This is a genomic window from Enterococcus sp. AAFC-DPL-5182 (genome assembly GCF_058216605.1).
Map to the genome: position 1 here is coordinate 2,692,402 of NZ_CM177101.1, position 22,997 is coordinate 2,715,398.

At 35.7% G+C, this 22,997-nt stretch carries 25 protein-coding genes, 1 other RNA gene and 1 pseudogene; 4 read left to right on the forward strand and 23 right to left on the reverse strand.

Annotated features, from left to right (window positions below; all coding sequences use genetic code 11):
* Positions 1-2: 2 nt before the first annotated feature.
* The 6 genes and pseudogenes from AC4BB7_RS12580 to AC4BB7_RS12605 all read right to left on the reverse strand — a co-directional run bounded on the left by AC4BB7_RS12580 (position 3) and on the right by AC4BB7_RS12605 (position 5,979).
* A complete protein-coding gene (locus AC4BB7_RS12580; RefSeq protein WP_490483270.1) occupies positions 3-2,216 on the reverse strand; it encodes a RelA/SpoT family protein in 2,214 nt (737 codons plus the stop codon).
* 265 nt (positions 2,217-2,481) lie between these two features.
* Positions 2,482-3,129 carry a beta/alpha barrel domain-containing protein gene (locus AC4BB7_RS12585; RefSeq protein WP_086313828.1) on the reverse strand — a complete coding sequence of 216 codons (648 nt, stop codon included), beginning with the start codon at positions 3,127-3,129 and terminating at the stop codon, positions 2,482-2,484.
* A gap of 17 nt (positions 3,130-3,146) precedes the next feature.
* A complete protein-coding gene (locus AC4BB7_RS12590) occupies positions 3,147-3,896 on the reverse strand; it encodes a 16S rRNA (uracil(1498)-N(3))-methyltransferase (RefSeq protein ID WP_490483271.1) in 750 nt (249 codons plus the stop codon).
* 1 nt (position 3,897) lies between these two features.
* Entirely contained in the window at positions 3,898-4,845 is a 948-nt protein-coding gene (prmA, locus tag AC4BB7_RS12595; protein ID WP_086313830.1) for a 50S ribosomal protein L11 methyltransferase, read from the reverse strand.
* Positions 4,846-4,858: 13 nt separating this feature from the next.
* Entirely contained in the window at positions 4,859-5,344 is a 486-nt protein-coding gene (locus AC4BB7_RS12600) for a DUF3013 family protein (protein ID WP_490483272.1), read from the reverse strand.
* Positions 5,298-5,979, reverse strand: a pseudogene (locus AC4BB7_RS12605) (DNA-3-methyladenine glycosylase). Before AC4BB7_RS12605 ends, AC4BB7_RS12600 begins: the two are co-directional and overlap by 47 nt.
* A gap of 422 nt (positions 5,980-6,401) precedes the next feature.
* Here AC4BB7_RS12605 and AC4BB7_RS12610 point away from each other — a divergent pair.
* From AC4BB7_RS12610 to AC4BB7_RS12625, 4 genes are all read left to right on the forward strand, one after another.
* Positions 6,402-7,691 carry a replication-associated recombination protein A gene (locus tag AC4BB7_RS12610; protein ID WP_490483273.1) on the forward strand — a complete coding sequence of 430 codons (1,290 nt, stop codon included), beginning with the start codon at positions 6,402-6,404 and terminating at the stop codon, positions 7,689-7,691.
* Positions 7,692-7,753: 62 nt separating this feature from the next.
* Positions 7,754-7,947, forward strand: a non-coding RNA gene (ssrS, locus tag AC4BB7_RS12615) — 6S RNA.
* A 69-nt stretch (positions 7,948-8,016) separates the two neighbouring features.
* Positions 8,017-8,295 carry a hypothetical protein gene (locus tag AC4BB7_RS12620; RefSeq protein WP_086313834.1) on the forward strand — a complete coding sequence of 93 codons (279 nt, stop codon included), beginning with the start codon at positions 8,017-8,019 and terminating at the stop codon, positions 8,293-8,295.
* A gap of 98 nt (positions 8,296-8,393) precedes the next feature.
* Positions 8,394-8,870, forward strand: a complete 477-nt coding sequence (locus tag AC4BB7_RS12625) for a universal stress protein (RefSeq protein WP_086313835.1) — start codon at positions 8,394-8,396, stop codon at positions 8,868-8,870.
* Positions 8,871-8,932: 62 nt separating this feature from the next.
* Here the strand turns inward: AC4BB7_RS12625 and AC4BB7_RS12630 are convergent, their stop codons facing one another.
* The 17 genes from AC4BB7_RS12630 to ulaG form a co-directional block, all read right to left on the reverse strand.
* On the reverse strand, positions 8,933-10,120 hold the full coding sequence (locus tag AC4BB7_RS12630; protein WP_086313836.1) for an acetate kinase: 1,188 nt from the start codon (positions 10,118-10,120) through the stop codon (positions 8,933-8,935).
* A gap of 25 nt (positions 10,121-10,145) precedes the next feature.
* Positions 10,146-11,153: a class I SAM-dependent methyltransferase gene (locus AC4BB7_RS12635; RefSeq protein WP_086313837.1), complete on the reverse strand. Its 1,008-nt coding sequence runs from the start codon at positions 11,151-11,153 to the stop codon at positions 10,146-10,148.
* Between the two features lie 272 nt (positions 11,154-11,425).
* Complete coding sequence (gene comGG, locus AC4BB7_RS12640) at positions 11,426-11,758, reverse strand: competence type IV pilus minor pilin ComGG (protein ID WP_490483274.1); 333 nt, start codon at positions 11,756-11,758, stop codon at positions 11,426-11,428.
* Positions 11,751-12,224: a competence type IV pilus minor pilin ComGF gene (comGF, locus tag AC4BB7_RS12645; protein WP_490483275.1), complete on the reverse strand. Its 474-nt coding sequence runs from the start codon at positions 12,222-12,224 to the stop codon at positions 11,751-11,753. Before comGF ends, comGG begins: the two co-directional genes overlap by 8 nt.
* On the reverse strand, positions 12,190-12,513 hold the full coding sequence (comGE, locus tag AC4BB7_RS12650; protein ID WP_490483276.1) for a competence type IV pilus minor pilin ComGE: 324 nt from the start codon (positions 12,511-12,513) through the stop codon (positions 12,190-12,192). The genes comGF and comGE overlap by 35 nt, the downstream gene beginning before the upstream one ends.
* Positions 12,488-12,937: a competence type IV pilus minor pilin ComGD gene (comGD, locus tag AC4BB7_RS12655; RefSeq protein WP_490483277.1), complete on the reverse strand. Its 450-nt coding sequence runs from the start codon at positions 12,935-12,937 to the stop codon at positions 12,488-12,490. The genes comGE and comGD overlap by 26 nt, the downstream gene beginning before the upstream one ends.
* Positions 12,938-12,939: 2 nt before the next feature.
* Positions 12,940-13,224: a competence type IV pilus major pilin ComGC gene (comGC, locus tag AC4BB7_RS12660; RefSeq protein WP_086313842.1), complete on the reverse strand. Its 285-nt coding sequence runs from the start codon at positions 13,222-13,224 to the stop codon at positions 12,940-12,942.
* A complete protein-coding gene (gene comGB, locus AC4BB7_RS12665; protein WP_490483278.1) occupies positions 13,221-14,267 on the reverse strand; it encodes a competence type IV pilus assembly protein ComGB in 1,047 nt (348 codons plus the stop codon). The genes comGC and comGB overlap by 4 nt, the downstream gene beginning before the upstream one ends.
* The gene (gene comGA, locus AC4BB7_RS12670; protein WP_490483279.1) at positions 14,221-15,183 is read right to left on the reverse strand and encodes a competence type IV pilus ATPase ComGA; all 963 of its coding nucleotides are present in this window, start codon (positions 15,181-15,183) and stop codon (positions 14,221-14,223) included. Before comGA ends, comGB begins: the two co-directional genes overlap by 47 nt.
* Before the next feature lie 572 nt (positions 15,184-15,755).
* Positions 15,756-17,084 carry an APC family permease gene (locus tag AC4BB7_RS12675; RefSeq protein ID WP_490483280.1) on the reverse strand — a complete coding sequence of 443 codons (1,329 nt, stop codon included), beginning with the start codon at positions 17,082-17,084 and terminating at the stop codon, positions 15,756-15,758.
* 159 nt (positions 17,085-17,243) lie between these two features.
* Positions 17,244-17,954, reverse strand: coding sequence for an L-ribulose-5-phosphate 4-epimerase (locus tag AC4BB7_RS12680; protein WP_490483281.1), 711 nt, complete (start codon positions 17,952-17,954; stop codon positions 17,244-17,246).
* The gene (locus tag AC4BB7_RS12685; protein ID WP_490483282.1) at positions 17,944-18,804 is read right to left on the reverse strand and encodes an L-ribulose-5-phosphate 3-epimerase; all 861 of its coding nucleotides are present in this window, start codon (positions 18,802-18,804) and stop codon (positions 17,944-17,946) included. The genes AC4BB7_RS12680 and AC4BB7_RS12685 overlap by 11 nt, the downstream gene beginning before the upstream one ends.
* Before the next feature lie 5 nt (positions 18,805-18,809).
* Positions 18,810-19,448, reverse strand: coding sequence for a 3-keto-L-gulonate-6-phosphate decarboxylase UlaD (locus AC4BB7_RS12690; RefSeq protein ID WP_490483283.1), 639 nt, complete (start codon positions 19,446-19,448; stop codon positions 18,810-18,812).
* A gap of 77 nt (positions 19,449-19,525) precedes the next feature.
* Entirely contained in the window at positions 19,526-19,825 is a 300-nt protein-coding gene (locus AC4BB7_RS12695; RefSeq protein ID WP_069634574.1) for a PTS sugar transporter subunit IIB, read from the reverse strand.
* 28 nt (positions 19,826-19,853) lie between these two features.
* The gene (gene ulaA / locus AC4BB7_RS12700; RefSeq protein ID WP_086313849.1) at positions 19,854-21,332 is read right to left on the reverse strand and encodes a PTS ascorbate transporter subunit IIC; all 1,479 of its coding nucleotides are present in this window, start codon (positions 21,330-21,332) and stop codon (positions 19,854-19,856) included.
* Between the two features lie 15 nt (positions 21,333-21,347).
* Complete coding sequence (locus AC4BB7_RS12705; RefSeq protein ID WP_490483284.1) at positions 21,348-21,806, reverse strand: PTS sugar transporter subunit IIA; 459 nt, start codon at positions 21,804-21,806, stop codon at positions 21,348-21,350.
* A gap of 15 nt (positions 21,807-21,821) precedes the next feature.
* Positions 21,822-22,886, reverse strand: a complete 1,065-nt coding sequence (gene ulaG, locus AC4BB7_RS12710; protein WP_490483285.1) for an L-ascorbate 6-phosphate lactonase — start codon at positions 22,884-22,886, stop codon at positions 21,822-21,824.
* Positions 22,887-22,997 lie beyond the last annotated feature (111 nt).

The following is a 22,997-nucleotide window of genomic DNA, read 5'->3' on the forward strand; positions in this document are numbered from 1 at the left end:
TCCTAGCCGTTGGTTCGACGGACATTATAAACGTCCGGTATATTTTTGATTTTATCTACGATTGTTTTTAAATGGGCTAGATTTTGGATTTTTACAGTAACATGAATCATCGCCATTTTATTTTTTGTCGGCTTAGCTTCTACACTGACTAAATTTTTAGTCATAGAACTAATAACTTGCAGGACATCATTCAATAAGCCACTGCGATTATAGCCGTAAATTTCTAAATCAGCATCGTATTCTTTATTTGAATTATCCGTATCTTCCCATTCAACTTCAATCAAACGTTGAGCAAGCTCTTCTTGGTGCTGAACATTAGGACAATCTGCCCTATGAATTGATACACCGCGCCCTTTCGTGATATAACCGACGATTTCATCTCCTGGTACTGGATTACAGCAACGGCTGATACGGACAAGTAAGTTTTCAACGCCTTGAATCACGATTCCGCCTTCATGACGAACTTTCATTTTATCTGATTCTTTTTTGACAGGTTGTGTCATCAATTCTTCTGCTTCTTGTTTTTGGCGTTCAATTTCTTGTTCTTTACGTTCTTTTTCAGTCAGACGATTAAAGACAACTTGAGCACTGATTTCACCATAACCAACAGCTGCATACAAATCATCTTCTGTTTGGAAATTAAAACGATCCAACACTTCAGCCATTTTGGTTTTACCTAAAAATTCCTTTGTTGCAAAACCATGTTCACTCAAATATTTACTAATTGCATCATGGCCTTTGATAATATTGACTTCACGATCTTGAACTTTAAAGAATCGTTTGATTTTATTTCGTGCTTTGCTTGTGGCAACCATTTTCAACCAGTCTCGACTTGGTCCAAAAGAATTTGGTGAAGTCAAAACTTCGATGATATCGCCATTTTTCAGTGTATAATCCAACTGAACCATTTTCCCATTGACTTTAGCCCCAGTTGTTTTATTGCCGATTTCAGTATGCACACTATATGCAAAATCTAGAGGGCCCGAACCTTTAGGTAATTCTGTTACTTCACCAGTCGGAGTGAAAACATACACTTTATCACTGAAAATATCGCCTTTGACGCTTTCCATAAATTCAGAGGCATCATAACTTTCATCTTGTAGTTCAAGTATTTCACGAAACCAGCTTAATTGTTTTGTATCATTATCTTCATCGACTTTTTCTGTCTTACCTTCTTTATATGCCCAGTGAGCAGCAACCCCGAACTCAGCAATTTGATGCATTTCATGCGTTCTAATCTGTACTTCTACTGGATTGCCTTTAGGCCCGATAACAGTCGTATGAATAGACTGATACATATTTGCTTTAGGCATCGCAATGTAATCTTTAAATCGTCCAGGCATCGGTGTCCATTTTGTATGGATCGCACCTAATACAGCATAACAGTCCTTAATAGAATCTACGATCACACGAATAGCCAATAAATCATAAATTTCATTAAATTGTTTTTTTTGATCTTTCATTTTGCGATAGATGGAGTAGATATGTTTAGGACGACCATAAATTTCGGCGTAAATATCTAAATCTTCTGTAGCCAAACGAATGTCTTCAACAGCTTCTTCAACGTATGCTTCTCGCTCATCCCGCTTACTTTGCATCAAATTAACGATTCGATAATACTGATTTGGATTGATATAGCGCAATGCCGTATCTTCCAACTCCCATTTAATGCGGCTAATCCCTAAGCGATGAGCAAGCGGCGCATAAATTTCAATTGTTTCTTGTGCGATTCGTCGCTGTTTATCTTCGCGTAAATGCTTTAAGGTACGCATATTATGCAAACGGTCAGCCAATTTCACCATGATTACACGTAGATCTTGAGCCATTGCTAATAACATTTTACGGTGATTTTCAGCTAGTTGTTCTTCGTGAGATTTATATTTTATTTTTCCAAGCTTTGTCACGCCGTCAACTAACATTGCGACATCCGCACCAAATTCATTTGATAAATCTTCGAGCGTTACATCTGTGTCTTCTACTACATCGTGTAGAAAACCTGTTGCAACTGTATGTGGGTCCATCCGTAATTCAGCTAAAATTCCTGCCACTTGGATCGGATGGATAAAATAGGGCTCACCTGATTGTCTGATTTGACCTTCATGCGCTTTTTCAGCATAATCACATGCTTTTTGAACGAAAGCAACATGTTGAGGCGCCATATATTTTGACACGAGTTTAATAACTCCTGGACCTGTCATGATTTCCTCTTTTGGCATGATTCTCACTCCTTTTACTTATGGGTCTAATTTCCCGCTATTCTTGCTTTAATCGCTTAAAGCCTACAGGAAGTTTCTTATCTTTTTAACTGTTTGTATGGCGTATCGTCAAAATACTTTCCACTTCGTAATTTATGACAATGTCCCTTATGTTTATGTAAATACTTAAATTATTTAAAAAAAGAAAAGCACCACTTGAAACAGTAGCACTTCCAACATCTTTTATTATACTAACATTTTTCTGGATTTTCAATTCCTCAAATTGTTAATTCCATTTCGAAATCAACGGCAAAATTTCTCGACCATTGCTAATCCCAATATACGATGCTCCAGCTTGAAAAAGAAGTTCAATTTCAAGTAAAGTCGGCGCTTTAACATTTACTTGAAAGGTCATTCGTTTTTTTCGACCGCTTCGGAAAATACTCATATCATAAATCGCTTGCTCCATGGTCAAGTTCACTCCTAAGGAAATAGCACTAACATTCAACTCTGCAAGATCCATTGTTAGTATCTGCTTTTGATTCTCTGTTAAATGGCTGCTATCTATAAAGAACCCTAGAGCATTTCTTCCAAACGACAACTGCTCTAATGCCTCATAACTCTGATTTCCATAAAGGTTCAATTGCTCAGGCGCCATAGTCACAAAAACATCTGACGCACCATCTCTATATAACTGTCCTGTCTCAAACGCTTTTTTTGCTAAAGTCCCTCCACCAAGCGGAAAATCAACGAAACTCCCCACTTGGATCATCGTTCCAGTTAATAACTGTTTTGCCCTTGCAACATTATAAGGTAAAACAAAAATTGAACGAATAGGAAATTCTTTTAAAAAAAGAATTTCTTCTGTGAACTGTTGATCTGTAAATGTTGGATCCATCAACATTATTGAAAGTCTTTGTAACTCTAACTCCATAAATAACCCCCTAAACCTTACACTAATTCAAATTGATAACTAATGGCACTCAATACATACAAAGGCGCCGTTTCTGCACGTAAAATACGCGGACCTAATCCACAAATGATACCGTTGTGCTCTTGAAAAACGGCTATTTCATCTGGTGCAAAACCACCTTCTGGACCAAAAATAATCAGAATCGATTCTCCAGCAGTTAACTCTGAAAGTGCTGTTGCAAAGCGGCTGCGTTCCCCAACTTTGGCAGACTCTTCGTATGCGATCAACACTTTGTCATAATTAGAAAAAACATCGATCAACGCTTGTTCTTTCTCTAATAATACAATATCTGGTGCAAACTGACGATGAGATTGCTCAGCAGCTTCTATTGCAATTTTTTTCAATCGCTCCGTCTTTTTCGCCAACTTTTTGCGGTCCCATTTCACAACAGATGATTTAGCCGGAAACCCAATAAATTTATGACTGCCAAGCTCTGTTCCTTTTTGAACGACCCATTCAAATTTATCGCCTTTAGGATAGCCGCAGGCGATGGTGACATTGATTGGTAATTCTTTTTCAGCCAGTTCTTTACTAAGTTCTTTTAAATAAACCGCGTCTTCAGTAATTTCAGTAATTTCAGCAATGATGGCCAATCGATCACTAAAAGCTAAGAAAACTTGCTGTTTCGGTTCCATCCTCATCACCCGTACAATATGATGATAGATTTCTCCTGTGACGATATATTGTTCTTTAGTTTCATAAGGTTCCGTTAAAAAGTAACGTTGCATTTTACTCTTCCTCTGTTTTCTTTAAGATGATCGCATACCAATCTCCTTGTTGGAAAACCTGATCCACAAGAAAACCTGCCTCTGTCATTTTTTCCACGATCATGGCTTTCTTCTCATGAATAATTCCAGAAACAATCAATGTTCCGTCGTTTTTCAATAAACGCCAAGCATCTTCAATCATTAATGTGATAATATCAGCTAAAATATTTGCCACAATGACATCCGCTTCGATTGTTACCCCTTTTAGCAAATCATTTGCAGAAACATGAACCTCACTTGCGATCGGATTCATGTCCATATTTTCTTTAGCCGCACTCACAGCCACTTCATCTAAATCATAAGCATAAACTTCTTTTGCACCTAAATATTTACTGGCAATACTTAGCACACCCGATCCAGTTCCAACATCAAGCAGCGTTTCACCGCCTCGCAAAACAGTTTCCAATGCTTGTAATGTTAAACGTGTTGTAGGATGCGTACCTGTTCCAAAAGCCATTCCTGGATCTAAAGTGATTATTTTTTCAACGGCATCTTGCGCCTCATATTTCTCCCAACTTGGAACGATTGTCAAAAAGCGAGTTACACGAACTGGATGATAATATTTTTTCCATGCAGTCGCCCAATCACTTTCTGCTACTTCACTAACACTTACTTCATTCTTACCAATTTCAAGTCCAAATTCTGGTAAACGAGTGATACTCTCTTCGATGAAAGGAAGTATTTCTGGTAAAAATGTTGTTTCAGGGAAATAAGCCATTACTAAAGCCCCATCTTTGATATGAGTAAATTGTTCTTTATCCAGCAATTCGCCATACAAATCACTTTGAAAATTTTCTACATCTAAAGAATCTTCGATAGCAACACCACTGGCTCCTGCTTCCATCATAATATTTGAGATAGCTTCAACTGCTTCACTGGCTGTTTCAACTTTTACTTCTGTCCACTTCATATGATCACCTCTTCTAATAGCTAGGATAAGCGATATACACGTCGCTATCTACTTTTTGATACTTTTGTACTGCTGCTTCAAAGTCCTCAGTAGACCATTTCAGCTCAAATACTTCTTGTTCTTCATCCGTTAAAAAATCTAATAGATCACTTTGACCTTCTGTTAAAACTTCATTTAAATACTCAACAAAACCATCTAGTACAGATTGCTTGAGGCCTTTTTTTCCTTCATAAGGAATTACAGCCAAATACTCTTCTGTCTCTACACTAGTTTTTTCAGGGTTATAAAATAAAATTCCATCTTCAAATTCAATAATTTCTTCTTCTGAAACAGTCCCTGTAGCATCATCGATTTGTTCGTGAGCCGTATTTTCAGCAAACAAGCGGAAAACGACTTCGATTGAATGGTTTCTTGTGTTCCAATCTAGAGCTACATCGTACTCTGTAATTTTTTTAGTGATTTGTTGATCTAAATAAGTCAGCATTGTTTCTTTTTTCATTTCTATTCTTCCTTCCAGCCAAAGGCCTTTTGATCGATATCACTTCTTCTTTGTTTAGAAATATAAGGATTTCCTGAAACGACATAACGTAATGGTAAGTCTGTCCAGATTCCTTTATTAGGAATTCCAATTCTAGGAAGTGAAATAATTTCCTTAGGTGTTTTTCTTTTTTTAGGAACAATTCGCAATGTACTGTCGAAGATCGATTGTCCGTATAATTCTCTATCAATACCTAACGCCGCTACCAATTTGCCTGGTCCATTAGATAGCTCAATTCCTTTTCGTCCTTTGCGATTTGCTTCCATTTTTTCGATTCCTTCAACAGGTTCAATAGCGCGAATCATGACTCCTTGAGGTTTGCCTTTTTCTTGAGTCACCATATTTAAAATCAGATGAGTATGCATTGTATATAAATAAATCGTTCCCGGTTTCTCATACATCGCTTTTAGTCGTGGTGTGTCTCGTAAGCCAAAACTATGAGCTGCTTCATCTTCTGGTCCTAGATATGCTTCTGTATCCACAATATAACCTGCTAGTATGCCCGACTCCGTTTCATGTTCTAAGTACATGCCTAATAAAAATTGGGCGATTTCTTCTGTTGATTTTGTATTAAAAAACTTTATCGTTTCATTCATTATTTTTCACCACCTTCTATAATACACGATTCTAAGTTCATTATCCATTGAAATAACAAACGATTAGTAAGATAAATACTTGTTGTTTCTTGCTTTTGTTGGGAGGTTATGCAGAAAATACAAACGTACGTTCTTTGTGGTATAATGTATGGATACAGAATTTATTATTCAGCCACGCGGGCTTGCCTTTCGGAAAAAAGATAAAATACGACTGAGGTAAAAAGCACCCCACTCTTATTTTCCTATTTTTCTGTCAAGGCTAAACGAGCACATTTCGCTTTTATATTATCTAGCTACGCGGGCTTGCCTTTCGGAAAAAAGATAAAATACGACTGGGGTAAAAAGCACCCCACTCTTATTTTCCTATTTTTCTGTCAAGGCTAAACGAGGCCGCTTCGCTTTTAAAATAAGGAGGTTCAACGATGCAAAAACCATTAGCTTATCGCATGCGACCACGTAATTTAGATGAAGTCGTTGGTCAGCAACATCTTGTTGGTCCAGGGAAAATCATTCGTCGAATGGTTGAAGCTCGGATGCTTTCATCCATGATTTTATATGGCCCCCCTGGTACTGGTAAAACAAGTATTGCTAGTGCGATCGCAGGTTCTACAAATTATGCCTTTCGTCTGTTGAATGCAGCAACTGACACTAAAAAAGATTTGCAAATTGTCGCAGAAGAAGCCAAAATGAGTGGTACAGTGATTTTATTATTAGATGAAGTCCATCGTTTAGACAAAACAAAACAAGATTTTCTGTTGCCTCACCTTGAAAGCGGCCGGATCATTATGATCGGGGCAACAACTGAGAACCCTTATATTACAATCAATCCAGCGATTAGAAGTCGGACGCAAATTTTTGAAGTCAAACCACTGACTGAATTAGACATTCAAAAAGCCATTAATGATGCGTTAGCAGATAAAGAACGAGGCTTAGGTGAATTTCCAGTTATCTTAGAAGAAAAAGCGCTGCAACATTTATCTCGTGCGACAAATGGGGATTTGCGGAGTGCCCTAAATGGACTGGAATTAGCTGTGAAATCAACTCCTGAAAATGACGATAAAAAAGTTGAAATCACACTTTCAATCATTGAAGAATGTGTCCAACGTAAAGCCTTAACTCATGATAAAAATGGTGATGCACATTATGATGTAATTTCAGCATTTCAAAAATCGATTCGTGGCAGTGACGTGGATGCTGCACTCCACTATCTAGCTAGATTAGTTGAAGCAGGTGACTTGCCGATTATTTGTCGCCGTTTGATGGTCATCGCTTATGAAGATATTGGTTTAGGTAATCCACCAGCTGCTGCTCGTACCATAACAGCTGTTCAGGCAGCTGAAAAACTTGGTTTTCCTGAGGCACGTATTCCGCTTGCAAGTGTGGTTATCGATTTGTGTTTATCACCAAAATCAAACTCATCCATCAGTGCAATCGATGCTGCCTTAGCCGATATTCGTGAAGGAAAAGCTGGAGAGGTTCCTGATCATTTACGTGATAGTCATTATTCTGGCGCTAAAGAATTGAATCGTGGAATCGGTTATCAGTATCCTCATAACTTTGAAAATGCTTGGGTCGATCAACAGTACCTTCCAGATAAAATAAAAAACGCCCATTACTATGAAGCAATCGATACAGGAAAATATGAACAAGCACTGCACCAACAATATCAGAGAATTCAAGACTGGAAAAAGGGAAAGAAAAACAAAAAATAATCCGCTTTCAAATTCAAGCACCCTCGTTGCTGTTTGCTCCATGTTGTGCTATTATAAAGATGGTAAATCTGTGATGTACGCGTTGTCTTTTTTGTGTGTTGACCGAACATTTTATTGATATCTAGGGATCCTTCTGGTACCTAAGCTGGTAACATGCCTTATCATTTGGTAGTTCGAAGCTGTCAGTCGTGGAACCCACCTGCTTTGTTTGCGGGTTCAATACTATAGGACGAATAACGGCATCGACGGATTTTACCATTTTTATTTAGATTATCGAACAATTTGCGAAGTGCAAATTGTTTTTTATTTGATGGAGGTTCAACACATGATTCGCGTACTTATTTTTGTCTCTGTAGCGTTGTTAGTTATTATTGGTATTTATTTATTAAAAAAAGCAACTGTCTTTCTACCAATCATGCACAACGGCGAGCCAGATGAAAACAAACAGTTTTTACATCAATTTGGTGTTTTTTATCTTATTTTAGCTGCCATTGGTATTTTGGTTGGTCTCTTTAATTTAAAGTTTTTTTCACTGTTTTACATTTTTAGTTTGCTTGTGATTTCTGCTGTATTTAGTGTTATGTTTGCCAAGAAGATTCTATAACAGTATCTTCTTTTTTATTTTCCTTTTTCACTGTTTTGTTCTACAATTAAACTGTCAAGAACGATTTATTTTAAACTATTTGAAAAGGAGTGGTCACAATGTTACAAAATTATCGTAAAATCATGGTTGCTGTTGACGGATCATCTGAGGCAGAACTAGCGTTTCAAAAAGCAATGAATGTCGCTATGAGAAATGATGCAGAATTATTACTCGCTCATGTTATTGATACACGAGCATTTCAATCAGTTTCTTCCTTTGACGGTGTCTTAGCAGAACAAGCAACAGAAATGGCAAAACAAACACTTGAAGGTTACAAAAAACAAGCTAAAGAACATGGCTGTGAAAGAGTATCGACCATCATTGAATATGGTTCTCCAAAACCCTTGATCGCAAAACAACTACCACAAGATCAAGAAGTTGATTTAATCATGTTAGGAGCAACTGGTTTAAACGCTGTTGAACGATTGTTTATTGGATCTGTCTCTGAATATGTTATCCGTAATGCGGCTTGTGATGTATTAGTCGTTCGTACTGATTTAGAAAATAAAATACCTGCTCCACAAGATGAAGACTAACTTTATAGACAATAAAAAGAAGCAACTCGACTAAAATCGAGTTGCTTCTTTGCTTATGATTATTATTTTCTTAAACGCTCAACATCACGAGCAATCATTAATTCTTCATCAGTTGGAATCAATAATACTTTAACTTTAGAATCCTCTGTTGAAATCACTGATTCTTTTCCACGAACATTATTTTTCTCATCGTCTAGTTCACAACCAAACCAAGTCATGCCTTTGATTACTTCACTACGAACGTGTGAATCATTTTCACCGATTCCAGCAGTAAAGACGATTGCATCCACACCGTTTAAAACAGTTACATAACTACCGATATATTTACGGATACGATCTGTAAAGATGTCGTAAGCTACTTGAACGGCTTCCTTATCCATGTTTGCTTCTAAATCACGCATATCACTAGAAATACCAGTCAAACCAAGTAGACCTGATTTTTTATTTAAAATATCGATCATGTCTTTGATATCTGTCAATTCAAGTTTTTCCATTAGGTAAGCAAGTAAAGAAGGATCGATATCCCCAGAACGAGTACCCATAGTTACACCAGCAAGTGGTGTGAAGCCCATTGATGTATCTACTGATTTACCACCATCAACTGCCGTAATCGATGCACCATTGCCTAAGTGACAAGTAATGATTTTTAACTCTTCGATTGGACGACCAAGCATTTCTGCTGCACGATCTGCAACATATTTGTGGCTTGTACCGTGTGCACCATATTTACGAGCTGCATATTTGTCATAGTATTCAGTCGGAATACTATATAAAAAGTTGTGTTTTGGCATTGTTGTGTGGAAAGCAGTATCAAAAACAGCAACGCTGATAATATTAGGTAAGATTTTTTTGAATGCTTTGATTCCCATTGCATTCGCTGGATTGTGTAATGGTGCAAGATCTGCTAATTTTTCGATTTTTGCTAAAACTTCGTCATCAATAACAACAGAATCTTTAAAGTCTTCTCCACCTGCAACGACACGGTGACCAACACCTGTAATTTCATCGAAAGATGCTAAAATGTTCAATTCAGTTAATTTATCCAATAACATTTTTACAGCAACATCGTGATCATTGATATCAACGATTTCTTCATATTTTTCGTCATTGCCATATTTGATTGTAAAGATTGAATCATTCAAACCAATACGTTCAACGATTCCTTTAGCGATAACTTCTTCAGTTGGCATTTGATATAATTGCCATTTTAAACTTGAACTTCCAGCATTGATTGCAATTGTTTTAGACATAATACTCTCCTCTTTATCAGTTGTTTTATTTTAAATTTGAAGACTTCCAAGCCTCAAATTGTTGAAAAAATTGTGTGATTTTAGCAGGATCTTTTAATGAACCTAATTTTGCTACAAGTACTTCTTTCGCTTGTTCACTATGTTCACCTTTATTTTGGACAAATAAGATGCTCTTTCTTGATTGTACTGATTTAAACAATTCGTCTGGCAATTGAATCATCCCTTGCAGATAAACATTCTTTTGCAGCCAATTCTTGAAATACGTACTCTGTTCTGTTTCCAAAATATTGGTTGGTATCAGAAATAGTCCATAGCCATCAGGTTTAACAAATTTCATCGCTTGCTCCATCAATAAATGATGAGCATAACTATGACCCTCTTCTGCCGCGGAATCAAATTCTTTGGCCTTCTCATCATTTGGATAGTACCCAATTGGTAAGTCACTGATCGCTACATCAACAGGATCAACAAGTAAGTCCTGCAATCCGTCTTGATGGAATAGTTGTATTGCAGCCTTAGTCCACTCATTATTGGTAGCTGAAACTGAAAGTAATGTATCATCAATATCTACACCAAAACCTTGAACTGAATACTTCGCAATGTTCAAGTTGAGGACAGTCGTCAACAAAAGATTGCCCATACCTGTTGCAATATCTAATATTTTTAACGATTGTTCTGGGCTGAATAGTTGTTCAATCAAATAAACAAACAAGAAACCTATGCTATCTGGTGTTAGTTGATGATTTGCCTGTAAGGACTCTGCTTTATTCCCTTTAAGTAAAATCAACTGAGATAAACGTCTCATTTCCTCTGGTTCCAATTCGATTGCTTGTAGTTGTTGATAAATGGTTTTAAGTTTTTGAACCGTTTGCTCATCTGGTACTCCATCCAACACACGTACTTGGTAATTATCAATGATATTTTCACCATTTTCAGTATATGCATCTAGAAAAGAAGTATCTAAAGATCGTTTAAGCAATCCTATAGCTTGTTCCATTAAACCGAAAGCCTTTTCTATTTTCTCAGGGAACAAAAGAAACACCTCAATTTCCATCTATAATATAACAATTTTCATACCTGTTCTATTTTAACGAAAAACCAGACAATAATCAATCAATTTCCTAATAATATTTATAAATCAATGAACAACTCTTATTTCCACTCGAATACTAAACCGAGGTAATCAAATTCTGAGTAAAAAATCAACCTCTGTATTAGTTTTTTTATTTCCAGTTTGATACACGTTTCACAAATTTTCAATGGTCGTTATTTTTGCTATTTCACTAACTGCATCCATGTGTATGATTAATCCGTTGTCTCTTTTCGATAAATTTCTTGAAATCTGTAAGTGGTTTGATTTACATGAACTAAAAAATTTATTGTTGACTGATCATATTCATACTGTAACAGACCTACTGAGTACCTCAACTGACAACTTTTTTCAAGCGGTCGCTGTTCTTGTTTAACATCGGAAAGAAACATACTTACCATTGTTTTAGCTACGTAGTAATCTCTAGTCTTTTTAGTAAATCGTTGTGTCAATTGAAAGTCCTCCAAAACTAGCATAAAAATAAAACTGAATAAAAAAACAAATAGTAATGCCGTAAATAAAACCCCGCCTTTATACTTATTATTCATGTTCATGCTCCTGTGTAATGATCCATTTAGTCATAACCTTCAAGTTATTTTCAAAGGTTACGTTTACGATGATCGATTTCCCTTCCTCAATGAAATTTACTTGTCTTACTCCCATCAGAAGTGGATGATAGCCTCCATTTTCTACCTTTACAATTTTCCCTAACTTATGCTCGATCCAAACCGTCTTGTTATTCTTTTTATTTTTAAGAATAATTTTATTTGCTTGTGTTTTCTCATAAATGCAATGCTTCAACTCATTTTCTAATTGAATCACAAATATATGCCATTCTTTTTCCCCTTCATTTTTTAAATGTTTTGTTATCACAGCAGCATTCTTGAGTGAGGCCGAAAAAAGCAAACATATAATTGATAGTAAAAATAATGCGAGCAAACATTCTATTAACGTAAATCCTAAAAAATTATTTTTCAGATCACTCTTTCTTGATTGTAACCCTCTCTTTTCCATCTATAATCTCCACCTCAATCAACTTGGTCCCGACTTTATTGAAACGTAATTGATAACTCCTATGATCTAAGTATCTTTCTTGAATCAAAGGTCCACCATGATTTTCATAGTATTTCATCTCTTCATATAAGACCCTGTAAAGTACTAATTGATCTGATGATTGTTTATTCTTTTTTAATAAGAATGTATTTAATGAAATATAACTTCCGATCACTACACAAATCAGACTTAATGCAATAAGACTTTCAAGCAAAATATACCCTTTATAATGATTTGATTTTTTTAACATAGCGACCACTCCCCAATTGAAATTGGAATTCAATCAATTGATTTTTTTCTGCCCATAAAAATGAAAATTTTGATAATTTCCCGTTATTTCCAGAACCGTTCTTGAAGGTAATCTTATCTGGCCCAACAGCCTTTAGTCTGGTTGGGATCTCCACTAATTTTTCCTCCATTGCGTTAGTATTTTTAGGAATCAAAAAATTAAACTGCTGGCTATGTTCGTAAAATAAAACTTGTGTATCCATTGTATTTACAACAGCCATTTGCTGAGTAAACAAGATTTTTTTTTCAAAAGAAGATAAAAAATGTTCAACTTCTAACATATGTTGCCAGTTTCTTATCGAAAGTGTTGGTAACATTATAAAAATCGAACATATGAATACAACGAATAAAGATTCGATTAAAGTAAAACCTTTCATATTATTCATTATCATTTCTTGCTTTCTTGATATTTGTCATATTGTTCTTGTGTAATGTACTCTTCTTTCAGCAGTTGATCGACTGTAGGAGTTTGATTTTTTTCTAAAATATACAGATCTATTTGTGTTTCGACTATTTTAACGATCGCATCGTTTCCTTTTTTATCAACGCCTTCTTTATGTTTTGAAAGGTTTGGAACAAATAATAGAATCAAAACAGAAATTATCAGAAGTACGACGAGCATTTCTAGTAAAGTAAACCCATTGTAATTGAGTCGTTGCTTTTTCTTTTTCACAAAAATTCCTCCATTCCACCATAAATTGGTAATAGCATTGCAGCATAAATACTCACAACCAATAATGCAACAACTAAGAAAATAATTGGTTGAATCCATTGAATCATTTTTTCCATTCGCTTAAAAAAACGTTGCCAGCAGAGTTCACTATACAAAATCAGCTCTTTCCCTAAGTTTCCTTTGACTTGCCCTTGTTGAATAATCAAAGACAGCTCTGGGGAAAAGAAAGAAAAATTGGGTAATTGTTCGTAAAATGTTTGCCCTGATATCGATTGCTCCTCAATCATTTTCGCTAATTCGCTCATTAGTGATTGTTGACCTGTTGTTTGCATCAATTGAATAATCATTTTGATTTCCAAACCTTGAGAAAATAATTTTCCCCATTCAAGTGCAAAAAAAGCTGAATTGTATTCTTTATAAAAATTCCCTAAAAAAGGTACCTTAGCAACAAACATAGCTCTTTGCAAAAAAGTTTTTTTACTCAAATAAAAGCGAAACGCAACCGTTGATATTGCTAAACTGAATAAAAAAGTCAGGATATAATAAGGACTTTGCTGAATAAATCGAATCCCTAGATTATCTGTTTGAATCGTTCCATTTGTCATCAATTGAGGCAAGAGAATTTGACGAATACTAATCAAAACAACTGTCAAAAAAAGTAATAATAGTACAGGATAACTGATTACTTTATAGAAACTTTGCTGTTGCTTATCCACAATTTTCATGTGTTCTTTGATTTTATTTAGTGTCCCAGCTATATCTCCATGCGTTTGGGCAAACTCAATTTGGGTAATGATCGTTGTCTTAAACCCAATCTGTGCTAACCCATTATGGAGAGACTCTCCTCCTTCCATAATGTCAATCAAATAGTCGATTGTTATTTTTGAAATTGATCGCGATTTCTTCATAAAGATCAAACTTTCTTGAACTGTAAATCCATTACTTAATAAGTCTGCCAGTAATTGAATAAACAATGGTTGCTGTTGTTTAGATAGTTTAATGCTCTTTTTCTTCCTCAAATGTTTGATTGTCGATAAATCCATATGCCCAAACCTTTCTTAAATCTTTCGACCACTTAGATGTCATTTTATTAGAAAATATAAAATCTATCAGCAGCCCGCTGATTTCTTCTTTCTTAGTCGACTGAAATGGTAACAATCTTTGATAGATGATCCCAGATACACATTCAATTATTTCTCTTTGTTGAACCCCTAATTCAGCTAACCGTTCATACACTCCAGTAATACTTCTTGCATGGATCGTCGCAAATACCGTATGCCCAGTAAGTGCCGCTCTGATTGCTGCTTGCGCTGTGAGACCATCTCGAATTTCTCCAATAATCAAAATATCAGGACGATGACGTAAGCAAGCCTTGATCAACACATCATAAGTTAAATCAATTTTAGTGTTAGTCTGTAATTGTAAAAAGGTCTCTTCTTCGATTTCGACTGGATCTTCTATTGTGATTACTTGCTGAAATTGATCTGTTTCTTTCGCTAGTTTATACATCAACGTTGTTTTACCAGATCCCACAGGTCCACAAAATAAATGTAATCCGCGGCGTCTGATATACCTTCTAACAATCGTTAATTGCTGCGGCAAAAAATAATTCTCTTGACTGTTTCCAAAAACATGCAAAAAGCGAATAACTAAGCTCTCCCTTTGTCTAAAATCACCAACTGTTGACAATCTTAATCGTATTTCCTTTTGATTGATTGCGTACGTCGCAGCTCCAACCTGTGCTTTCCTTCTTTCACCAACGTCCATGCTTCCCATAAATTTAAAATGAAAAATTAATTTTTCTCCTTCATGTTCATTTAACTCTTTATAAATAATTCGACTTTTCCCTTTCCTCGCAAAAACTTGGATTTTATTCTCAATAGGTAAAACATAGATATCTTGTATGCACTCTGCTACACCCCATTCAATTAATTTCAGTGAAAACTCTTTAATATCCATTTTTTCCCCTCCTTATAGTAATATACGCAATTAAATAAAAAATTATTGAAAAAAACCTAGAACAAAACTTTTTAAGTTTTGTCCTAGGTTTGCTTATGAAATAAAGAGTTAATTATTTATTTAATCAAGTATATTTTCAAATTCCTATTCTGCATTTGACTTATATTAGCTTATTATTTATTGAAAATTACTTATTTAGTAGTGAAAACAAGTAAATGAACCTCATTTATTTCCACTTATTTTTAACTTTTACAGTAAAAAATAAAGCTGTAAATGTTGAAATATCAACACTTACAGCTTTACCAAGAGTTCTGATGCACTATCTTCCCCAAAATAGTTTATCGTTTTGATATACCTATTATACTAAAAAATTGACCGGAATAACTTTCAGAAATTGTTAATTTTATTAAAATTTTTGAGAAAAAGGAGCTCCTGCTTAAAAGGGTTAGGCAGGAGCACTGCTTTATCTAGTGACAAAGACTTAGATCAAAACCATTATACCAAATTATTCTTGATAGTTTTCTCAATCTCTTAGTCCGAAGTGATAAATTTTTGACAAAAAATAAACCTTATCAGATTTTTGACTCGTTCATTTTTTTGTTGAGCAGATAAACTGGGATTCCCAATAATGTCACCCCAATACCAATACTGGCTAATAGTGTTTGTGTGAATAATGTCGTGATCAAAATGAACAGGCCTCCAACAATTGCTATAATAGGGATTACTGGATAAAAAGGTACTTTGTAAGGGCGACTCAGTTCTGGTTCTTTTTTTCTCAAAATCAATACTCCCAAAAAAATCAACAGACTAAATAGCCACATAACAAAAACTAACATATCTGTTAACAAATCAAAACTCCCCACAAACATCATGATCGCAGCGATGCTAAATTGAAAAATTCCCGACACATAAGGAACAACATACTTTTTAGATAGTTTCTGGAACTGCTGACTAAAAGGAATCATTTCTTCCAAAGCTAATGCATAAGGAACTCTAATCCCCGTCATCGTGTAGCCATTTAGAGCACCATAAACAGAAATCAATATCCCAATGGTTACTAACTTACCACCCATTGAACCAAATATTTGATTGGAAGCTTCTGAAGCTGCATTCAAATTTCCCGAAAGTTGCTCGATTGGCAATGTTTTAAGGAAAACAAAATTGATTAAAACATAAACAATCGTAATAAATGTCAATCCAAAAAATATTGCCTTAGGCAAATCTTTTTCTGGCTGCTTCATTTCACCTGCTACAGCACCAACACCTAACCACCCATCATAAGCAAACATGGTTGCCAATAAAGACCCGCTAAGTGCCTGAATAAAATTATTATCTCCACCAGCTTTTACAGGAAATAGTGAAACTTCTACATTCGTTGGCATCAAAAGACCAACTACTACAATCAAAGCAATAGGCAGCATTTTTATTATCAATGTAAAGGATTGTAAATTGGCTGCCAACTTAGTTCCTAGCAAATTAACTATAGTTACACTTAAACCTGTTCCTAGTGCTATCGGTATAAGAAAATCAGTAGATAAATGAAATAAGTGAATAAATTGCGTACTAAAGATAATCGATAATGCTGCAATATTAGCAGGAAAATAAATCACACTTTGCGCCCATCCTAACAAAAAGCCTGGTAACTTACCGTAAGTATACTCGATGTACTTAACTGCGCCTCCTGTTTTTGGAATAGCCGTAGCCAATTCAGCACTTGTCAAACCTGCACATAAAGTTAAAATACCACCTAGTACCCAAGCAAAAATTGTTAGGCTTGGTGATTGAGCAAAACTGACCACACTTGCTGTTTTAAAAAAAACACCTGCACCAATAACAGTCCCCATCACTGTTGCAAAAGCACCAAATAGTGAAATTTCCCGCTTTAATCGATTCTCGTTCATACTTCTCCTCATTCTCTCTTTTAAGTTATTTTTCTAGTATAGCTTTTCTGAATTTAAATTCAAGTATTTCATAAATGTTCAGAACAGATTTCCATAAAATAAAAAATACAGATAAAGCCTTTATCAGACCTATCTGTACCATTAACCGAAACTATTCTTTTAAATTTGCCCATAATATGCATTTGTACCATGTTTTCTAAAAAAATGTTTATCTAAAAGATATTGAGGAATTGGCCGGACGGCTTCATTTACAGCTTCCGTTACACATGCCATTTCAGCTATTTCATCTAATACAATACTATTTTCTACAGCTTTTTTAGGGGTTTGCCCCCACGTAAACGGTCCATGACCGTATACTAGTATCCCAGGAACAGCCAGAGGATCAAGAGCTCCATCTTTAAACGTTTCAATAATTACTTTTCCTGTCTCAAATTCATATGCAGAGGTTACTTCTTCCGATGTTAATTGGCGTGTGCAGGGAACAACACCATAAAAAGTATCCGCATGAGTCGTACCATATGCTGGTATTTCTCTACCTGCTTGTGCCCACATTACGGCATGTTTTGAATGTGTATGTACCACTGAGTTGATTTCCTTAAAGGCTTTGTATAATTCAACATGTGTCGCTAAATCAGACGAAGGCTTCATTCCTTCTTCCAACACATCCCCATTTAAATCAGTTACCACCATATCTTGTGCCTTCATCGTCTGGTAAGGAACACCACTTGGTTTAATTACAATCAACCCTGCTTCTCGATTGATTTCACTAACATTTCCCCAAGTAAGTTTTACTAATCCTGCTTCAGGTAAGGCTAGATTTGCAGCAAAAACTCGTTCCTTCATTTCATTAATTAACAATTTATTGATCATTATATCCCGCCTCCTTCAAGTAAGGAAATAGAAATGACTTTGCGTTTTCAATTTCTTTTTCAGGTGTTTGGCTATTTTCACTCCACATCTCAATTAGGAATGGTCCATTATATTCCAATCGTTTTAAGGTTTTAAGACATCCTAAAAAATCAACACACCCTTCTCCAAACGGAACTTCTTTAAATTTGCCCGAAAACTGGTCTGTTACAGCCAATGTATCTTTTAAATGGATTGCAGAAATCTGGTCAATTCCGATTTCTAACTCGTAGCCAACATCGTTCTCTGGCCATGCTGATAAATTCCCCACATCAGGATATACTTGTAAATAAGGGGAGCGAATTTGTTCTTTGATTTTTAAAAATTTAGAGATAGAATTAATAAATGGATCATCCATAATCTCTATTGATAAAACAATTTCTTTAGCCGCAGCCATCGCAACTGCCTTTTTTAAATTTTCAATAAAATACTCTCTAGATGTTAATGTTTTCTTTTCATAATAAACATCATAACCTGCTAATTGAATAGTTCGTACCCCTAAGTCCGAAGCTAAATTTATTGCTTTTTCCATTATAACTAATGCTTCTGTTCGTTTCTCTTGATCCTCAGATCCAAAGGGGAAACGCCGATGCCCACTTAAACAAATCGATAATATTTTAATCCCAGTCTCATGAATTGCTTCTCTCACTACTTTTCGCTCTTCTTGCGTCCAGTCCAATCTTTGAAGACGTTCATCGGTCTCATCAATAGACATTTCGACAAAATCAAAATCTAATTTTTTTGCCAATAATAAACGCTCTTTCCAAGTTATATTTTTTGGGAGTGCTTTTTCATAAATTCCTATTGTCGTCATCAACCTTACCCCCAAATGCGTTTGATTTCATCTTGAAAATCTTGTGCGGCTTTTTTGGGATCAGCAGAAGCTGTGATGCCACGTCCTGTAATAAAGGTATACACATCAAGATTTTTGAATAATTTCAATGTTTCTACATCTAAACCACCAGTAACGGAAACTCTAAAGCCCATCTCAATTAGCTTTTTCACTTTGGCCAAATCTTTTTCTCCCCATGTTTCACCTGCCAAAAGTGCATCTCTGCTCTGATGATAAATAGCTTGAGTAATGCCTGCATCTAGCCAATTTTGTGCCTGTTCATATGTCCAGTCTCCATATAATTCAACTTGAACTTCTTCCACTTCTTTAGCTGCTGCTTTCATAGTTGGAATCGTTGCACAACAAATGACTGTCATCCAATCTGCTCCAGATTCACGACAATTTTTTGCCACAGTGCCACCTGCATCTGCACATTTAGTATCAGCAACTACTTTTTTATGTGGGTATAATGCCCGAATACAACGAACAGCTTCTGCACCAGCTTGTAAACAAAGGATAGTGCCCACCTCCACGATGTCTACAATGTCACCAACTGTTACTACATCTTTGATTGCACTAGCTAAATCAGAATGATCTAAAGCTACCTGTAAATTAGGTCTACTCATTTATTTCTCTCCCTACCTTTAACTTTCATTAACAGGGTGGAAAAACTATCCACCCTGACTGATTCCTTTTGCTATAATTATTTAAATTTTGCAGCTAATTCAGTTTCTTGTACACGTTCACTGATTTCTTTAGCAGACATAACATTTCTGACACCGACCACTGTTATTCCCTTCTTTTTAGCATCTTCAAACATATTCAAAAAATTCATTGGGCAAAAGACAACATCATATTGTCCTGCCGTACTTTTTCCTTCTGAAATGGCGCAATGATGAATATTCGTAATATTAAACCCTAACTCTTTCAGTGCTTTTTCTACACTTTTTTTCATCATCAAACTTGTTCCTGATCCATTTGCACACGATACTAATACTCTCATTTTAATTTCCTCCTAAATTTAAATATACTCAAGCTGCTTTTGTCATCATTTTTTTTACGTACGCATCATAATCTTCTGCAATCAAAAAGTATCCTTCTGGATTTGCTCGATATTGGAACTGTGGAATTGCTAACAGTAAAATTACTACTAAAGCCACTCCAAAATAACCTAAATATTTCATTAATATTGTCATCACTGGCCAAACAGTTGCCCAGTCAAACATCCCGATATATCCTCCATATTGAGATAACCCGATAAATGCTGCTATCAAAGCAGATCCTAGGACTTGAATCACACCTGAAATAAACGGGAAGATACAGGCCGCTTTAAATCCGCCACGGTTATTTGCATAAACAGCAATTACTGCGTTATCAAAGAATAGTGGAATAAAACCCGCAATAACGATCACAGGAGATTTAAAAAGAATCAATAACCCGATCGTAATAAATTGTCCTAGTGCACCGAATAAAAAGCCTATCGTCACAGCATTTGGGGAACCAAAACCAAACGTTGCCGCGACGTCGATTCCAGGAACTGCCCCTGGTAGTAAGGTATTGGAAATCCCTTGAAATGACTCTGTCAGCTCTGAAACAAATGTTCGAACGCCTAACTGTAAAATCGCCAGATAAACAGCAAAGTATAGTGCTGTCTGTAAAATATAGAAAAAGAAACTTTGTCCTTCCACCATGAAACCTGCTTCAATCAAGTAAGCTGGTCCTAACACAACTAATATGATCCCAAAGAAAAAAAGCATTAGGATTGACGTCGCAACCATATTTTCATTGAAAATCGATAAGAAACCAGGTAATTGGACATCTTCCAATTTTCGATTGTTTTTGTCTTTTTTCATTTTTTCAGATAAACGCGCAAATATATAAACGCCAAACATTTGTTGGTGGGCAATTGCGAATCCTGCACCTTCAGTTAAATCTTGTGTAATATCCACAGTTAGATTCGATCCTACTGCCCAATAGCAGCCCAGAATAAGTCCCATGATCAACAATATTTGAATTTGACCTAAATCAGGAAAACAGAATAATAAAATCCAAAATGCAGTTGCTGCTTGTTGAATTTGAACATTCCCAGTTGTAAACACAGCCCGCAATTTTGTATATTTCTTAAAACGAACCAATAAAATATTCATGACAAACGCAATCAATAATAAAATCATCGTATCACTAAATGTTCGTCCAAAAGTTTCTTCTATTCCTGCTGTTACAGCATTTTGACCAAAATAGGGATCGATAACCATTGCATCTAAATCAAAGCGTTCCTTTAGTCCCACTAAAATCGGTCGAAAATTATTGACTAATCCACCTGAACCAACTGTCAAGATCAAATAACCAACAGTAGCCTTTAAAAAACCTGCGATACTTTCATACAATGGTTTTTTAAGTAAAACATACCCTAATAGAACAATAAATCCGATTAAAAATGCTGGCTGTGTCAAAATATTTGCAGCAAAATAATCCCAAATACCCATCAGAAAATCTAATACTTGTGTCATTTACTCCCCTTCTTTCTATCTGTCAAAAGATGCTATTACTTTTTGGTAATCCTCCATCGTCTCTACCGCCATCAATGCATCGATTATTCCATCAGTCATCAACATTTCTGACAGTTTAGAAATATTTTCTACATGCGCCTCACTATCTTTGGCTGCTAATGTAAAAAATAAACGCGCATTTTTCTCAGCATTTCCTTCTTCAAAAACAACATCATTACTCATTTTTGTAAATGAAATAGCTGTTCCCAAAACACCTTGACTATCTTCTGATGAATGAGGCATAGCAACACCTGGCACAATTACGATATAAGGTCCATATTTTTGAACACATTCAACAATTTCATCCACATATTGTTGCGTTATAATCTCTTTTTCTAATAATGTCTGACAACTAAGTATCACAGCATCTTCCCAATTTGAAGGCGTTTCTTCACAAAATCGAATTAAATCATTATCATAAAAATACTTTAACATTCACTTTCTCCTTTCTTATAAGAATGATGGAAATGGTGTATCGTTATCCGTTGTAAAGACATCATCGAACCCACGATAAAAATTGAATTCAAGTTTGTCTTTATCGTTTGGATACGTGAATTTCCCACCAACTTGCCATATAAACGGCTTAAATTGATAGTTCAAACGATCTTTTTTAAACTTCCATATTTCGGTTATTTCTTTTGGATCTGCCATAAAATTTGCCCAAATATCATAATGAACTGGAATCACAACATTGGCATTCAATGATTCTGCCATTCGTAACATGTCTACTGAGGTGACTTTGTCCGTGATTCCTCGAGGGTTTTCTCCATAAGCTCCTAAGCACACATCGATTTTGTGTTCGTTCCCATGTTTAGCAAACATATTAGAATAATGAGAATCCCCCGCATGATAGATATTGCCGCCACTTGTTTCAAACAAGTAATTGACAGCGATTTCATCCATGTCTTGAGGTAATTTTCCTTTTAGCGTCATTTCTGGATCTTCACAAGTCACCAACGCAGTTCTGTCAAAAGCTTCTAAAGCAACGATATCAACATCTTTGATCGATACATGGTCACCAGGTTTTACAATCGTTGTTTTCGTTTCCGGGATTCCCCATTTCAACCAAGTTTCAACTACTTCTTTTGGTCCGATAAAGCGTGCATTCGGACAATTTTGATGAACCGCTGCTGCCGTATTGATATCTAAATGATCTGAGTGAATATGAGTGACGACCAATGCGTCAACATCTGTCACAGCAAATGGGTCAATGACAAAAGGCTGGGTTCTAAGGTTAGGCTGCATATTTTCGCACCCGCTCATTCGCATCATCTGATGTCCTTTTTTCATCTTTCCGTTACCATGCGATCTCTTCCCTGTTCCACACCATAAATCACATAAGATATTAGTACCTTCATGTGACTTCAACCAAATCCCTGTACATCCTAGCCACCACATAGAAACGGTTCCTTCTTTAACTTCTTCTTGTTCGATTTCTTCATTCAAATACGTTCCCCATTCGGGAAAAGTACTTAAAATCCAGCTCTCTTTTGTTACATCATGAATTGTTGCCATATTGATCCCTCCACATTATCTCAATCTCGATTACACTTTTCATTCTACAATATTTTTAACCGTTTTCAATCCATTTATAAGATCGTTTATTCTTTTTTAAGAACGTTTTTA

Coding starts and splice junctions, on each gene's coding strand:
- AC4BB7_RS12580 (WP_490483270.1), bottom strand. CDS start 2,216: ATGCCAAAAGAGGAAATCATGACAGGTCCAGGAGTTATTAAACTCGTG.
- AC4BB7_RS12585 (WP_086313828.1), bottom strand. CDS start 3,129: ATGGAGTTAGAGTTACAAAGACTTTCAATAATGTTGATGGATCCAACA.
- AC4BB7_RS12590 (WP_490483271.1), bottom strand. CDS start 3,896: ATGCAACGTTACTTTTTAACGGAACCTTATGAAACTAAAGAACAATAT.
- prmA (WP_086313830.1), bottom strand. CDS start 4,845: ATGAAGTGGACAGAAGTAAAAGTTGAAACAGCCAGTGAAGCAGTTGAA.
- AC4BB7_RS12600 (WP_490483272.1), bottom strand. CDS start 5,344: ATGAAAAAAGAAACAATGCTGACTTATTTAGATCAACAAATCACTAAA.
- AC4BB7_RS12610 (WP_490483273.1), top strand. CDS start 6,402: ATGCAAAAACCATTAGCTTATCGCATGCGACCACGTAATTTAGATGAA.
- AC4BB7_RS12620 (WP_086313834.1), top strand. CDS start 8,017: ATGATTCGCGTACTTATTTTTGTCTCTGTAGCGTTGTTAGTTATTATT.
- AC4BB7_RS12625 (WP_086313835.1), top strand. CDS start 8,394: ATGTTACAAAATTATCGTAAAATCATGGTTGCTGTTGACGGATCATCT.
- AC4BB7_RS12630 (WP_086313836.1), bottom strand. CDS start 10,120: ATGTCTAAAACAATTGCAATCAATGCTGGAAGTTCAAGTTTAAAATGG.
- comGG (WP_490483274.1), bottom strand. CDS start 11,758: ATGAATAATAAGTATAAAGGCGGGGTTTTATTTACGGCATTACTATTT.
- comGF (WP_490483275.1), bottom strand. CDS start 12,224: ATGGAAAAGAGAGGGTTACAATCAAGAAAGAGTGATCTGAAAAATAAT.
- comGE (WP_490483276.1), bottom strand. CDS start 12,513: ATGTTAAAAAAATCAAATCATTATAAAGGGTATATTTTGCTTGAAAGT.
- comGD (WP_490483277.1), bottom strand. CDS start 12,937: ATGAATAATATGAAAGGTTTTACTTTAATCGAATCTTTATTCGTTGTA.
- comGB (WP_490483278.1), bottom strand. CDS start 14,267: ATGGATTTATCGACAATCAAACATTTGAGGAAGAAAAAGAGCATTAAA.
- comGA (WP_490483279.1), bottom strand. CDS start 15,183: ATGGATATTAAAGAGTTTTCACTGAAATTAATTGAATGGGGTGTAGCA.
- AC4BB7_RS12675 (WP_490483280.1), bottom strand. CDS start 17,084: ATGAACGAGAATCGATTAAAGCGGGAAATTTCACTATTTGGTGCTTTT.
- AC4BB7_RS12680 (WP_490483281.1), bottom strand. CDS start 17,954: ATGATCAATAAATTGTTAATTAATGAAATGAAGGAACGAGTTTTTGCT.
- AC4BB7_RS12685 (WP_490483282.1), bottom strand. CDS start 18,804: ATGACGACAATAGGAATTTATGAAAAAGCACTCCCAAAAAATATAACT.
- AC4BB7_RS12690 (WP_490483283.1), bottom strand. CDS start 19,448: ATGAGTAGACCTAATTTACAGGTAGCTTTAGATCATTCTGATTTAGCT.
- AC4BB7_RS12695 (WP_069634574.1), bottom strand. CDS start 19,825: ATGAGAGTATTAGTATCGTGTGCAAATGGATCAGGAACAAGTTTGATG.
- ulaA (WP_086313849.1), bottom strand. CDS start 21,332: ATGACACAAGTATTAGATTTTCTGATGGGTATTTGGGATTATTTTGCT.
- AC4BB7_RS12705 (WP_490483284.1), bottom strand. CDS start 21,806: ATGTTAAAGTATTTTTATGATAATGATTTAATTCGATTTTGTGAAGAA.
- ulaG (WP_490483285.1), bottom strand. CDS start 22,886: ATGGCAACAATTCATGATGTAACAAAAGAGAGCTGGATTTTAAGTACT.